At 54.3% G+C, this 14,205-nt stretch carries 12 protein-coding genes; 8 read left to right on the top strand and 4 right to left on the bottom strand.

Annotation, left to right across the window (positions count from 1 at the left end; genetic code table 11):
* The first annotated feature begins 6 nt into the window (after window positions 1–6).
* The 3 genes from recO (at window position 7) to acpS (ending at window position 1,960) form a co-directional block, all read left to right on the top strand.
* Window positions 7–744: a DNA repair protein RecO gene (gene recO / locus D6C13_RS15435; RefSeq protein WP_120133596.1), complete on the top strand. Its 738-nt coding sequence runs from the start codon at window positions 7–9 to the stop codon at window positions 742–744.
* Window positions 745–848: 104 nt separating this feature from the next.
* Complete coding sequence (gene pdxJ, locus D6C13_RS15430) at window positions 849–1,580, top strand: pyridoxine 5'-phosphate synthase (protein WP_120133595.1); 732 nt, start codon at window positions 849–851, stop codon at window positions 1,578–1,580.
* Window positions 1,580–1,960: a holo-ACP synthase gene (gene acpS / locus D6C13_RS15425; protein WP_120133594.1), complete on the top strand. Its 381-nt coding sequence runs from the start codon at window positions 1,580–1,582 to the stop codon at window positions 1,958–1,960. Before pdxJ ends, acpS begins: the two co-directional genes overlap by 1 nt.
* A 21-nt stretch (window positions 1,961–1,981) precedes the next feature.
* On the opposite strand, the gene D6C13_RS15420 is transcribed toward acpS, so the two are convergent.
* Window positions 1,982–2,236: a YfhL family 4Fe-4S dicluster ferredoxin gene (locus tag D6C13_RS15420; RefSeq protein WP_120133593.1), complete on the bottom strand. Its 255-nt coding sequence runs from the start codon at window positions 2,234–2,236 to the stop codon at window positions 1,982–1,984.
* Between the two features lie 102 nt (window positions 2,237–2,338).
* The gene (locus D6C13_RS15415; protein ID WP_120133592.1) at window positions 2,339–3,187 is read right to left on the bottom strand and encodes a MurR/RpiR family transcriptional regulator; all 849 of its coding nucleotides are present in this window, start codon (window positions 3,185–3,187) and stop codon (window positions 2,339–2,341) included.
* A gap of 154 nt (window positions 3,188–3,341) precedes the next feature.
* Between D6C13_RS15415 and murQ the strand changes: the two genes are divergently transcribed.
* The 3 genes from murQ to yfhb are packed head-to-tail and all read left to right on the top strand — an operon-like array spanning window position 3,342 to window position 6,275.
* Window positions 3,342–4,235 (top strand): N-acetylmuramic acid 6-phosphate etherase, encoded by an 894-nt coding sequence (murQ, locus tag D6C13_RS15410; RefSeq protein ID WP_120133617.1) that lies wholly within the window; start codon window positions 3,342–3,344, stop codon window positions 4,233–4,235.
* Between the two features lie 26 nt (window positions 4,236–4,261).
* On the top strand, window positions 4,262–5,632 hold the full coding sequence (locus D6C13_RS15405) for a PTS transporter subunit EIIC (protein WP_120133616.1): 1,371 nt from the start codon (window positions 4,262–4,264) through the stop codon (window positions 5,630–5,632).
* A gap of 4 nt (window positions 5,633–5,636) precedes the next feature.
* Window positions 5,637–6,275: a phosphatidylglycerophosphatase C gene (yfhb, locus tag D6C13_RS15400; protein ID WP_120133591.1), complete on the top strand. Its 639-nt coding sequence runs from the start codon at window positions 5,637–5,639 to the stop codon at window positions 6,273–6,275.
* A 97-nt stretch (window positions 6,276–6,372) separates the two neighbouring features.
* On the opposite strand, the gene yiaY is transcribed toward yfhb, so the two are convergent.
* Window positions 6,373–7,524 carry an L-threonine dehydrogenase gene (gene yiaY / locus D6C13_RS15395; RefSeq protein WP_120133590.1) on the bottom strand — a complete coding sequence of 384 codons (1,152 nt, stop codon included), beginning with the start codon at window positions 7,522–7,524 and terminating at the stop codon, window positions 6,373–6,375.
* 305 nt (window positions 7,525–7,829) lie between these two features.
* Between yiaY and tadA the strand changes: the two genes are divergently transcribed.
* Window positions 7,830–8,393 carry a tRNA adenosine(34) deaminase TadA gene (tadA, locus tag D6C13_RS15390; RefSeq protein WP_120133589.1) on the top strand — a complete coding sequence of 188 codons (564 nt, stop codon included), beginning with the start codon at window positions 7,830–7,832 and terminating at the stop codon, window positions 8,391–8,393.
* A 13-nt stretch (window positions 8,394–8,406) separates the two neighbouring features.
* Here tadA and mltF read toward each other — a convergent pair whose 3' ends face one another.
* Complete coding sequence (gene mltF, locus D6C13_RS15385) at window positions 8,407–9,867, bottom strand: membrane-bound lytic murein transglycosylase MltF (RefSeq protein WP_120133588.1); 1,461 nt, start codon at window positions 9,865–9,867, stop codon at window positions 8,407–8,409.
* 278 nt (window positions 9,868–10,145) lie between these two features.
* On the opposite strand from mltF, the gene purL reads away from it, so the two are divergent.
* The gene (purL, locus tag D6C13_RS15380; protein WP_120133587.1) at window positions 10,146–14,036 is read left to right on the top strand and encodes a phosphoribosylformylglycinamidine synthase; all 3,891 of its coding nucleotides are present in this window, start codon (window positions 10,146–10,148) and stop codon (window positions 14,034–14,036) included.
* Window positions 14,037–14,205: the final 169 nt, after the last annotated feature.

The following is a 14,205-nucleotide window of genomic DNA, read 5'->3' as shown; positions in this document are numbered from 1 at the left end:
GCGCCTATGGAAGGCTGGCAACGCGCATTTGTTTTGCATGGGCGACCTTACAGTGAAACCAGTCTCATGCTGGATCTTTTCACTGAAGGACAAGGGCGGGTGCGCATTCTGGCTAAAGGAGCGCGTGGCCGCCGGTCCAATCTGAAAGGCTGCCTGCAGCCTTTTACGCCTTTACTGGTTCGTTGGAGCGGGCGGGGAGAAGTGAAAACCCTGCGTAACGCCGAGCCGGTCTCTCTGGCACTTCCTCTTTCGGGTTTGATGCTTTACAGCGGCCTGTACGTTAATGAGCTCGTTTCCCGAGTGCTTGAGCAGGAAGCCAATTACTCTTCGTTGTTCTTCGATTATCTCAATTGTCTGCAAAATCTGGCGGGTGCGACTGGCTCTCCAGAATATGCGCTGCGTCAGTTTGAGCTCGCACTCCTGCATCATCTGGGTTACGGCGTGGATTTCCTGCATTGCGCAGGCAGCGGCGAAGAAGTCAGCGACTCCATGACCTACCGTTACCGCGAAGAAAAAGGTTTTATCGCCAGTCTGGTGATCGACAACTCCACCTTTACTGGTAAAGATTTGAAAGCACTGGCCAGCCGTGATTTTCCGGATGTTTCCACGCTGCGCGCCGCCAAACGTTTTACCCGTATTGCGCTCAAGCCCTATCTTGGTGGCAAGCCACTGAAAAGCCGTGAGCTGTTCCGCCAGTTTCAGGTCAAAAAGCCTGTCGCACCTTCTGACAATTCTGCCAGCTAATTCAGATTTCGGGCTACACGTCGCTACGCCCAAGGGTGTAAACTGCAGAAATTGGCTTTTCTGATCCACTCATAAATCAATTCATTCTCAAATCTGGAGCTGTTATGGCTGAGTTGCTGTTGGGCGTTAACATTGATCACATCGCGACACTGCGTAATGCACGCGGTACGGCTTACCCTGATCCGGTTCAGGCGGCATTCATCGCTGAACAGGCTGGTGCTGATGGGATCACCGTTCACCTGCGTGAAGATCGCCGTCACATCACTGACCGCGACGTGCGCCTTCTGCGCCAGACCATCCAGACTCGCATGAATCTCGAAATGGCTGTCACCGATGAAATGGTCGGAATTGCCTGTGAAGTTTTGCCGCATTTCTGCTGCCTGGTGCCGGAAAAGCGTGAGGAAGTCACCACTGAAGGTGGTCTGGATGTCGCCGGTCAGTTGGATAAAATGACCGTGGCTGTTTCCCGTCTCAGCGAAGCCGGCATTCTGGTTTCCCTGTTTATCGACCCCGATATGCGCCAGATTGATGCCGCCGTTGCGGTGGGGGCCCCTTACATCGAAATTCATACCGGTGCGTATGCTGAAGCGAAAACTGACCTTGAGCGTCAGGCTGAGCTGGAACGCATTAAGCAAGGTGCGGCTTACGCAGCAGGCAAAGGCCTGAAAGTGAATGCCGGTCACGGGCTGACTTACCACAACGTTCAGCCGATTGCAGCGCTGCCGGAAATGCATGAGCTGAATATCGGCCACGCTATCATCGGTCAGGCAGTGATCGACGGCTTATCCGGTGCGGTACGTGAAATGAAAAATCTGATGAGAGAAGCCCGCCGGTAATGAGCATTTTAGGTTTAGGTACGGATATCGTTGAGATTTCCCGTATCGAAGCAGTGATTGAACGCAGCGGCGACCGGCTGGCGAAGCGTATTTTATGCGCCAATGAATGGGCTGTTTATCAGCAGCATCAGCAGCCGGTTCGTTTTCTGGCCAAGCGGTTTGCCGTGAAGGAGGCCGCGGCGAAAGCGCTGGGAACCGGTATTCGTAACGGTCTGGCGTTTGAGCAGTTTGAAGTGATCAATGATGTGCTGGGTAAACCGGGGCTGGTTTTTCATGCCCGCGCGGCAGAAATGGCGGCACAAATGGGCGTGAAATCGGTACATGTCACGTTGGCTGATGAGCGGCGTTATGCCTGCGCAACAGTGATTATTGAGAACTAATCCATTGCATCACGCAATGAGTCATACGGCGTGATGCAATACCACAAACTTATCCCAAAGCTCTTCGTTGGTTTCAGTGTGTTGCGCATTGATGATGATCGTATTGTCTATCGGGCAGACGCTCTGGCAGGTCGGCTTGTCGTAATGCCCGACACATTCCGTGCAACGGTCGCTGTCAATTTCGTAAATCTCATTGCCCATCGAGATCGCCTGATTCGGGCACTCCGGTTCGCACATATCGCAATTGATGCATTTGTGTGTGATCAGCAGGGCCATGGCGTTTTCTCGTATCGTTCAGTCATCAGGGCGAGCAGTATAGCAGAATTGCGCTGGTGTAGGTTCTGCCTCGCAGCCTTTCCACCCCTCAAATGATCCTGATCAAACCAGCTTTTTAACCAGTTCTTCGCTGTGGCGTATCCGCTCCGGTGCATGTTCGGTATCTTGCTGAACCAGCGCGACAAACAGCAGATCGGTCAGTGAATACTGCGCCGTGGTGGCTGACAGCGCGGCACCGCGTGTAGCCGGTAATTCCGCGACCGTGTACAAACAGTGATCGGCCTGCTGTTGCAAGGTATTCGGTGAAAACCCGGTGATCGCCAGAACTTTAGCGCCACTTTCCCGGGCAACCCGCGCCGCCAGATTGATTTCGCTGCGTTCACCGCTGAACGAAATCGCCAGCAGTAAATCTTCCTTTGAAAGTGCCTGTGCGGTGGCCACTAAAACGTGAGTATCCGATTCGGCAATGGCCGTGACGCCTATTTTCAACAGCTTAAACGCCAGATCCCTTGCCACTAACCCCGACGCACCAATGCCGCTCAGCACAATTTTGCGGGCACTGCCCAGCATCGACAACGCAATTTGCAAGCGTGGTTCGCTGTTGATATCCAGTGTCGCACGCAATGCGGATTGTTTCTCGGTCAGCAGTTTCTCGCCCACAACGTGCAGACTGTCCGTGCTTAAAATTTGATTATGTACGGTGACCGGTTCACTGTTTTTGGGTGAAGCCAGAGTTTCGCTCATGGCCAGTTTCAGTGCAGGAAAGCCTTTGTAACCGAGTTTCTGGGCGAATTTCACCACGCCCGACTGGCTGACTCCCGCCATGACGGCCAGTTTTTGTGAGCTCATATGACGCGCTTTATCCGGCTGAGCCAGTAAAAAATCAGCCAGCTTGCGGTCATTTTGTGCCAGTGTCGGATACAACTGGCGGATACGGATCATACAACTCATGGTGGCTTATCCCGTCTTCTCAGAATACGTAGGTCACGTTTTGCGGATTATCTTACCTAAAGTAGCAAATATCCCTCGCATTGATGAATAAAATATTCAAATATTGAGTAATTAATTTGAATTAAAAATTCAGGAGACAATCATGACCACCCAGATGAATCTAGGCACGCTCATTTCCGAAACCCGTAACCCGGACACGTTGAATCTCGATGAGATGTCCACGGCTGATCTCGTGGCCTGTTTTAACCGCGAAGATTACAAAGTACCGGAAGCGATCGGTAAAGTTCTGCCTCAGATTGCGCAGGCGGTAGATAAAGCCGCAGCGTCATTTAAAGCCGGTGGCCGTCTGATTTATCTCGGTGCGGGAACCAGCGGGCGTCTGGGCGTTCTGGATGCCTCGGAGTGCCCGCCGACATTCGGTGTGCCTCACGGCATGGTTGTCGGACTGATTGCCGGTGGCCCGGGCGCATTGCTCAAAGCAGTAGAAGGGGCGGAAGACAGCGACTCGCTGGGCATTGAAGATTTAAAAAATCTGAATCTGAGCGCGGATGACACCGTTGTCGGCTTAGCCGCGAGCGGCCGCACGCCTTACGTCATCGGCGCGTTACGTTACGCCACAGAACAGGGTTGTGCCACGGTAGCGATTTCCTGTAACCCGGATTCACCGATTGCACAGGTAGCGACGATTGCGATTTCTCCGGTTGTCGGGCCCGAGGCGCTGACCGGGTCCACCCGTCTGAAATCCGGCACTGCGCAAAAACTGGTTCTGAACATGATTTCTACCGGTGCGATGGTGAAAACCGGCAAGGTCTATCAGAACCTGATGGTCGATGTGAAAGCCACCAACGTCAAACTGGTGGATCGTGCCTGTCGCATTGTTGTGGAAGCTACGGGTGCAGCGCGAAGTGATGCTGAACTGGCGCTTTATCAGACTGATTTCGAAGTGAAACCGGCCATTCTTATGTTACTGGCGGGCATTGATGCACAACAGGCGAAAGAACGTCTGGAGCAACATAACGGATTCCTGCGCGCAGCACTGGCGGGCTAAATCAGGAGAAAAGCATGGCGACAACAATGGATAAAACTCACCTGCTGGCTTCTAAAATATTGCAGGGTGTGGGCGGCGAAGGAAATATCAGCAAGCTCGAAAACTGCATGACCCGCGTGCGCGTGGAAGTTTATGACGATGCACGTCTGGATCTGACCAGCCTGAAAACGCTGGAAGGAATTAAAGGGTATCTGAAGCAGGGTGAGCAGCATCAGTTTATCGTCGGGCCGGGCGCGGCGGCTAAAGTGGTGGATGCCATGCGCCTGTTGCTGAGCCCGGCGGGCACCGCCAGTGCGGCGGGGGAAGGTGATATTGCCCGCAACAAAGCCAGTGCGAAAGCCAAATACTCTGCGCCGATGAGTGGCGCGCTGCGCAAACTGGCGGATGTTTTCATTCCGCTGATCCCGGCGTTTATCGCCTCAGGTCTGATTATGGGCATTATCAATCTGCTCAAACGGCCTGATATTGCCGGTTCCATTGCGACTGATTATCCCAATATTCTCGGCCTGCTGGCGATTTTCGGCGGTGCCGTGTTTGCCATCATGAATATTCTGGTCGGTGTGAATGCTGCCCGCGTTTTTGGCGGTTCGCAGGCTATGGGCGGCGTGATGGCGGGGATCCTCTCCAGTCCGGCGCTGGCGCAAATTACGCTGTTTGGCGAAACATTACAGCCGGGACGCGGCGGGGTGATAGCCGTGTTGCTGGTCGTCGCACTAATGTGCTGGCTCGAAAAGCGCCTGCGACAGTGGCTGCCGGAATCCGTCGAACTGATCCTCAATCCGCTGATCACCACGCTTATCACCGCGACGCTGGCGATTGTTATCCTCCAGCCGATCGGTGGCTATATCTCTGACGGAATCGCGCATGGCGTCAATATTGCTATCGATAAAGGCGGATTATGGGTCGGCGCGGTGCTGGCCGGGGCGTTTCTGCCGCTGGTGCTTTCAGGCCTGCATCAGGGGTTGGTGCCTATTCACGTGGAACTGATTCAGGCGCATGGTTCCAATCCTTTGCTGCCTATTCTGGCGATGGCGGGCGTCGGACAGGTCGGCGCGGCGATTGCGGTTTACATGAAAACGCGCAATGCCCGGCTGAAAAAGGTGATTAAAGGTGCGCTGCCGGTGGGAATTCTGGGCATCGGCGAACCGTTAATTTTTGGGGTGACGCTGCCGCTTGGGCGGCCATTTATTGGCGCGTGTTTAGGCGGAGCCGTCGGCGGTGCGCTAATCTGTTACTGGAAAGTCGCCACGGTTATCACGTTTGGGATTTCCGGATTGCCGCTGGCTCTGACTATTATTTCCGGCAAAGTGATGTTGTATCTGGCCGGTTTAGTCATTACCGTGTTAGCAGGTTTCATTTTTACCTGGCTGATGGGGTTCAACGATCCCGAGGAGTAATGGATTGAGTACTAAGCCTGACCGACGGGTGGTATTTTTTGATCTCGACGGAACGCTGCATCAGCAGGATATGTTCGGGAGTTTTCTGCGGTTTCTGCTCCGGAGGATGCCGCAGAACCTGATTCTGGTCGTGCCGGTTCTGCCGCTGGTTGCCATCGGCTTATTTGTCCACGGGCGTGCTGCGCGATGGCCGATGAGCCTGTTGCTGTGGGCCATTACCTTCGGTCACAGTGAGGCGCGACTCAAAGCCCTGGAGCTGCAATTCGTCACTGCGTTTCGCGAGAAAGTGGTGGGATTTCCGGTTGTACAGCGCCGGTTGCGCGAGTATCTGGACAGCGACGATACCGAAGTCTGGCTGATCACCGGCTCGCCTGAAAATCTGGTGCAGCAGGTTTACCACACTTCGCTGTTTTTACCGCAGGTGCGCCTGGTCGGCAGCCGTATTGCGCGGGGTAAAGGTGGCTGGGTGCTGCCTCTGCGCTGTCTTGGGGAAGAAAAAGTCGTCCAGCTTGAAAGCCGGATTGGCTCACCGCTTAAACTTTACAGCGGCTACAGCGACAGCAAACAGGACAACCCGCTGCTGTTCTTTTGTGAGCACCGTTTTCGCGTCAGTAAACAAGGCGAATTACAGCAACTTGAATAACAGCAACTTGAATAACAGATAGTGCGTGTCGCAATAAAAAACAGGCCGGAAATCCGGCCTGTTTGCTGTGTATTTTATGGCTCATTTATCGTTGTGATCAGTAGGCCGCCTTGAAAATACCGACGATATCCTCATGCGTACCCTGAATAGGATTGGTTATCGCACAGGCGTCTTTCAGCGCGTTGGTCGCCAGCGTAGTAAAATCTTCTTCTTTGACCTTCAGGTCACGTAACCCGGCAGGAATACCGACATCCCGCGCTAGGTTGCGGATCGCTTCTATACAGGCTTTGGCGCCTTGTGCATCCGACATTCCCGCCACATCAATACGCATTGCCGCCGCCACATCTTTCAGGCGGCCGCTGGCTACGCGGGCATTATATTCCTGGACGAACGGCAGCAGCACTGCGTTACAGACGCCGTGAGGAAGATCGTAGAACCCGCCCAACTGGTGCGCCATTGCATGAACATATCCCAGCGACGCATTATTGAAGGCCATACCCGCGAGGAATTGCGCGTACGCCATATTTTCACGCGCCAGCATGTCTTTGCCGTCACTCACCGCGTTACGCAGGGAATCAGCAATCATCGTCACCGCTTTCAGCGCACAGGCGTCTGTAATCGGATTTGCCGCGCTGGAAACGTAAGCTTCGATGGCGTGGGTCAATGCGTCCATTCCGGTGGCAGCAGTCAGCCCTTTTGGCATGCCGGCCATCAGATGCGGATCGTTGACGGACATCAGCGGCGTCACGTTTTTATCCACGATAGCCATTTTGATGTGGCGTTCTTCATCGGTGATGATGCAAAAACGCGTCATCTCAGAAGCTGTACCGGCGGTGGTGTTGATAGAAATCAGTGGCAACTGGGGTTTCGCAGAGCGGTCAACGCCTTCGTAATCTCTGATGTCGCCACCGTTAGTGGCCAGCAACGCAATACCTTTGGCGCAGTCATGCGGTGAACCGCCACCGAGTGAAATCACGCAATCACAGGCATTTTTTTTCAGGATCTCCAGACCTTCCCGGACATTTCGGGTGGTTGGGTTAGGATGCGTTCCATGATAAACGCTGCTTTGTACATCGCTTTGTGCCAGTAATTTCTGAACCTGTTTAACTACGCCGATATCGAGTAACACTTTATCCGTGACGATCAGTGCGTGGCGCAAACCATGCTGCGCGATAGCGGTGGCTGCATCATTGAGTGCGCCAGAACCAATAACATTGACGGACGGGATAAAGAAAGTTGCAGTAGCCATAATCATTTCCTTGTTGTCAGCTCTAAGTAGGGTCAAAGAAACCATATTATTGTTACCGGTAACATCAATTGATCTGGCGCAAGAATAGACAGATTAAACGGGCTGATTCTCCGGTCTGATTAGTATGAAACTTAAGGTTATTATCTATTTCCATAAGCCATTCCGGCTATCAGAGTCCGGCTATCAGAGTGTTGAGTTCTGACCATTCAGGGAAATTTGCTGTACCGCTCATGAACTGCCGCATGCTGGTGATTATGGCCCGTGGGCGGGCGGCGCTAACAAAGGTATAATGACTGCGGATTAAAATGACTGAGGTTGAAGTGTCAGTGACAGAATTAGCAGAAATGAATGACGACGAACGCTGGATGGAATACGCAATGACTCTGGCGCTGAAGGCGCAGGAGGAGGGTGAAGTACCGGTGGGCGCCGTGCTGGTTTTAGACAATCAGGTGATTGGCGAAGGCTGGAACCGTTCTATCGGACATCATGATCCGACGGCGCATGCGGAAATTATGGCGCTGCGCCAGGGCGGAAACGCCGTGCAAAATTACCGCCTGCTGGATGCCACGCTGTATGTGACTCTGGAACCTTGCGTGATGTGCGCCGGCGCAATGATCCACAGCCGTATCCGTCGCGTGGTGTATGGCGCAGCCGATGCCAAAACCGGTGCAGCCGGTTCCCTGATGGATATTCTGCGTCACCCCGGCATGAATCATCAGATAGAAATTACGTCAGGCGTTCTGGCGGATGCCTGTTCTGAACAGCTGAGTGCGTTTTTTCGATTTCGCCGAAGCCAGAAGAAAGCACTCCGTCTGGCAGAACGCGCGGCTCAGACCGGAGAAACGACTTCCGGTAATTCAGCGGAATAAGGCTGTTCAGGCCTTATTTTCCCAGCGCTTCCTGTGCATCCACCACCGGATATCCCTGACCCAGTTGGGCCTGTAGCGCAGCCTTCTGCGCCTGCTTCTTCTCTTTTTCCATCAGATATCCCACCAGACTGAGCTGATAGCGGCGGATATTCTCGACGTAGTTATACGCCTGAGTTCCGCGTGCATAACCGTAGGTCGTCCGGCTGAAGAAACGTTTCTGATTCAGCATCGGCAGGCGCTGTTTTACATCTGCCCAGCTGTCCGGATTGCCTTTCTGCTGCGCCGTCAGCTTACGGGCATCCAGCATATGGCCGTAACCCATGTTATACGCCGCCAGCGCAAACCAGATCCGTTCATCCTGCGGAATAGATTCCGGCATTTTATCCATCAGATGCGACAGATACTGCGCGCCGCCGCGGATACTTTGCTCGGCATCTGTCCGGTCATCCACATTCAGCCCGCCGGCCGTCGCACGGGTCAGCATCATCACGCCACGCACACCGGTCGGTGATTTAGCCTGCGGATCCCAGTGGGATTCCTGATAAGCGATGGCGGCCAGCAAACGCCAGTCAATGTTCTGGGCGTATTTTTCAAACAGCGGCTGTAAATCCGGCAGCGTACTGTCGATGGCGTTAAGGAAAGTACGGGTATCGACGTAATCAAAATCACCGACGTGACCGAGGTATTTTTCTTCCAGCTTTTCCAGCGTGCCGTCTTCGGATATCTGACTGAAGAAATCCAGCATGGCGGCAGAAAGGCTGTCGTCGTCAGGCTTTTTGCGGTAATACCAGGTGACGGGTTCGTCGTCAGTGGCATCAAACGCCACCGCAAGGCGTGGATAGACGCGCTGCATCAGGGCGATAGTGACCGAATCCCCCAGCGTATAATCGAGTTTGCCATTCTCGACCTGTTGTAACAGATCGCGTGGTGACAATTTGTCGGTGGTGGACCAGGTGAGGTCAGGGTATTTTTTGCTGGCGTCTTCCAGCGTGGCGATATGCGCGCTGCCGGCAGACACCATCAGCGATCCTTTGATGTCTGCGAAACTTTTCGGGCGCGCGGCACCCTGCCGGTAAACCAACTGCTGGGTAACGGAATAGTATTCCGGGCCGGCACGATAGTTTTTCAGACGCTCATTGTTGTACACCAGACCGGAAGCCAGCATGTCGGCTTTCTCGTGATCGAGATCGTCGAACATGCTTTCGATGGTGGTGTGCTGAGTCACTACCAGCTGCACGCCCAGATAATCTGCAAAGCGTTTAGCCAGTTCATAATCGAAGCCCAGATTGCCTTCAGGGGAGTCCATAAAAGTCAGTGGAGAATTAAGCGTGCTTACGCGCAATTCTCCACGGGATTTTATCTGTTCCAGCTGATCGCCTTCACCCCTGTGCCACGGCACGGCAGGCCATAAGGCCAGCGCCAGTAACAGGGCGGCAATCCCCATCAGAACATAATTAATTTTTAGTCGCGTCAAATAGTTATCTCGCTGCGGCGCTCTTGTTTTTTTAACCTATGCTGTGCAGTTAGTATGGTTATATCCCCAGTGCTGACGCATTTTGCTCAACAAAACGACAGTCTGCAACTTTATTCATAATAGCCATGATAAATGTAATGTTATTAAGGAATATGAATATTCCCTACGCAAACGGTTTCGTCGGACGCCAGCTTTCTTTATAATAGCCCGCGTTTTCCCCCTGTTGCGCCCAATGAAGCACTGTGGTCAGTGTCTTCGAAGACGAGAGATCTGTGATTATGGAAATACTGCGTGGTTCGCCCGCTTTGTCGGCTTTTCGCATTAACAAATTATTGTCCCGTTGTCAGGAAGCCCGCCTTCCGGTCAGTGATATCTACGCCGAATATGTACACTTTGCCGACGTCAGCGCGCCGCTGAGCTCGGACGAACAAACCAAGTTACAACGCCTCCTGAAATACGGTCCTTCTCTCGCTGAACACGCTCCTTCCGGTCGTTTATTGCTGGTTACCCCGCGCCCTGGCACCATTTCTCCGTGGTCTTCCAAAGCCACCGACATCGCACATAACTGCGGTCTGTCACAGGTTCTGCGCCTCGAGCGGGGTCTGGCATTTTATGTGCAGGCACCGCAACTGACCGAAGCACAATGGAACGAGCTGGGCGCTTTGCTGCATGACCGCATGATGGAAACTGTCTTTACCCATCCTGAAGACGTCAGCGCGCTGTTCGCGCAGCATCAGCCCGCGCCGGTACAGCATGTGGATATCCTGGGCGTTGGCCGTGGCGCACTGGAAGCCGCCAATACCAAATTGGGTCTGGCGCTGGCGCAGGATGAAATTGATTATCTGATGGAAGCCTTTACGTCGTTGGGGCGCAACCCGACGGACATCGAACTGTATATGTTCGCACAGGCCAACTCAGAACACTGTCGCCACAAAATCTTCAACGCAGACTGGATTATCGACGGCGAAACTCAGCCTAAATCCCTGTTCAAGATGATTAAGAACACGTTCGAACAGACCCCTGATTACGTGCTGTCCGCGTATAAGGATAACGCCGCCGTAATGGAAGGCTCGCAGGTCGGTCGTTTCTACGCCGATGCGAAAGACGGTCTGTACGATTTCCATCAGGAGCAGGCGCATATCCTGATGAAGGTTGAAACCCATAACCACCCGACGGCGATCTCTCCGTGGCCGGGTGCGGCAACCGGCTCCGGCGGTGAAATCCGTGACGAAGGCGCAACCGGTCGTGGTGCGAAACCGAAAGCCGGTCTGGTCGGATTTTCCGTTTCCAACCTGCGCATTCCGGGCTTTGAACAGCCGTGGGAAGAAGATTTCGGTAAGCCGGATCGTATCGTTACCGCGCTGGATATCATGACCGATGGCCCGCTGGGCGGCGCAGCTTTCAACAACGAATTTGGTCGTCCGGCACTGCTGGGCTACTTCCGTACTTACGAAGAAAACGTCAACAGCCACAACGGCCCTGAGCTGCGCGGTTACCACAAGCCGATCATGCTGGCGGGCGGTATCGGTAATATCCGTGCGGATCACGTGCAGAAAGGTGAAATCACCGTTGGCGCGAAACTGATTGTGCTCGGCGGTCCGGCGATGAATATCGGTCTGGGCGGCGGTGCGGCGTCTTCTATGGCGTCCGGTCAGTCTGATGCGGATCTGGATTTTGCTTCCGTACAGCGCGACAACCCGGAAATGGAACGTCGTTGTCAGGAAGTCATCGACCGCTGCTGGCAGCTCGGCGAAGCCAACCCGATCCTGTTTATCCATGATGTCGGCGCGGGCGGTTTATCCAACGCCATGCCGGAGCTGGTCAGCGATGGCAACCGTGGTGGCCGTTTCCAGCTGCGCGATATCCTCAACGATGAACCGGGCATGAGCCCGCTGGAAGTCTGGTGTAACGAATCGCAGGAACGTTACGTGCTGGCGGTTTCGCCTGCTCAGCTGGAACAGTTTGATGCTATCTGTCAGCGCGAACGCGCACCTTACGCGGTGATCGGTGAAGCGACCGAAGAAATGCATCTTTCTCTGGAAGACAGCCATTTCGACAACCAGCCGATTGATATGCCGCTGGACGTTCTGCTGGGTAAAACCCCGAAAATGACCCGCGACGTCACCACGCTGAAAGCTATAGGCGACGAACTGAATGCGGAAAATATTCAGATTACTGAAGCGGTAAAACGCGTTCTGCATCTGCCTGCCGTGGCGGAAAAAACTTTCCTGATCACCATCGGCGACCGCACCGTCACCGGTATGGTCGCGCGCGATCAGATGGTCGGCCCGTGGCAGATCCCGGTCGCTGACTGTGCGGTTACTACCGCCAGCCTCGACAGCTATCACGGCGAGGCGATGTCCCTGGGCGAACGTGCGCCAGTCGCGCTGCTTGATTTCGCAGCGTCTGGCCGCATGGCCGTGGGTGAAGCGCTGACTAACATCGCTGCGGTCGAAATCGGCAGCCTGAAACGCGTCAAGCTTTCTGCAAACTGGATGTCTGCGGCCGGTCATCCGGGTGAAGATGCGGGTCTGTATGCTGCCGTAAAAGCCGTAGGCGAAGAACTTTGTCCGGCGCTGGGTATCACCATTCCGGTCGGCAAAGACTCCATGTCGATGAAAACCCGCTGGCAGGAAGGTAACGAGCAACGCGAGATGACCTCTCCGCTGTCGCTGGTAATCACGGCTTTTGCCCGTGTCGAAGACGTGCGCCACACCGTAACGCCGCAACTGCGTACCGATAAAGGTGACTCTGCGCTGCTGCTGGTTGATTTAGGTGCGGGTCACAACGCACTGGGTGCAACGGCGCTGGCTCAGGTATACCGCCAGCTCGGCAACACGCCAGCAGATGTGCGCAGCGCTGAACAACTGGGTGGCTTCTTTAACGCTATGCAGGCGCTGGTCTCTGAGCAGAAATTGCTCGCTTACCATGACCGTTCCGACGGTGGTTTGCTGGTGACGCTGGCCGAAATGGCCTTTGCCGGACATTGCGGTCTGACCGCAGATATCGCCGCGCTGGGCAACGACTCGCTGGCGGCATTATTCAACGAAGAACTGGGTGCCGTTATCCAGGTTCGTGCATCAGACCGTGAAGCGGTGGAGAAAACGCTGGCTGATTTTGGTCTGGCGGATTGTACGCATTACCTCGGCACGGTTGAAACCGGTGACCGCTTCATTATTTCCTCGGGTGACAAGCCGGTGTACAGCGAAAGCCGCACCACGCTGCGTACCTGGTGGGCGGAAACGACCTGGCAGATGCAGCGTCTGCGCGATAATCCTGAATGTGCCGATCAGGAACATCAGGCGAAAACCAACGATCTGGATCCGGGTCTGAACGTCAAACTGACATTTGCCCCTGACGAAGATGTCGCTGCGCCTTACATTGCGAAGGGTGCGCGTCCGAAAGTGGCGGTACTGCGCGAGCAGGGCGTGAACTCCCACGTTGAAATGGCTGCCGCCTTCCACCGCGCTGGTTTCGATGCGGTTGACGTGCACATGAGTGATCTGCTGGCCGGTCGCCGTGATCTGCAGGATTTCCACACGCTGGTGGCGTGCGGCGGGTTCTCTTATGGTGACGTGCTGGGCGCGGGTGAAGGCTGGGCGAAGTCTGTTCTGTTCAATGACCGCGTGCGTGAAGAGTTCGAAGAATTCTTCCACCGTCCGCAAACTCTGGCGCTGGGTGTGTGTAACGGCTGCCAGATGATGTCGAACCTGAAAGAGCTGATCCCAGGTGCAGAACACTGGCCGCGTTTCGTGCGCAACCTGTCTGACCGCTTCGAAGCGCGTTTCAGTCTGGCAGAAGTCACCGCCAGTCCGTCAATGTTCATGCAGGGTATGGCCGGTTCACACATGCCAATCGCAGTGTCACACGGCGAAGGCCATGTGGAAGTGCGTGACGCGGCGCATCTGGCGCAAATTGAGCACAGCAATCTGGTGGCGCTGCGCTTCGTGGACAACAACGGTCAGGCGACCGAAGCCTATCCGGCGAACCCGAACGGTTCACCGAACGGCATTACGGCGGTCACCAACCTGTCAGGCCGTGTTACCGTCATGATGCCGCATCCTGAGCGCGTTTTCCGTACCGTCAGTAACTCCTGGCATCCGGAAGAGTGGGGCGAAGACAGCCCGTGGATGCGTATGTTCCGTAACGCGCGTAAACAGCTGGGCTAATCGTAAAACAGCGCTGGTAATAAAAATCCGCAGTGCGAAAGCCTGCGGATTTTTTTATGTCTGATTATCAGGAAATAAAATATTTTTTGTCTGAAGTTTATGAGTGTAAATAAATGTGTCAAAAATGAGGTGGCAAATAATTCATAACTGGCTGTTTTTCAATGAAATG

Source organism: Rahnella woolbedingensis, from assembly GCF_003602095.1.
Lineage (GTDB): Bacteria > Pseudomonadota > Gammaproteobacteria > Enterobacterales > Enterobacteriaceae > Rahnella > Rahnella woolbedingensis.
Note: the sequence above shows the minus strand (reverse complement) of the source record. Positions and strands in the feature narration are given on the sequence as shown.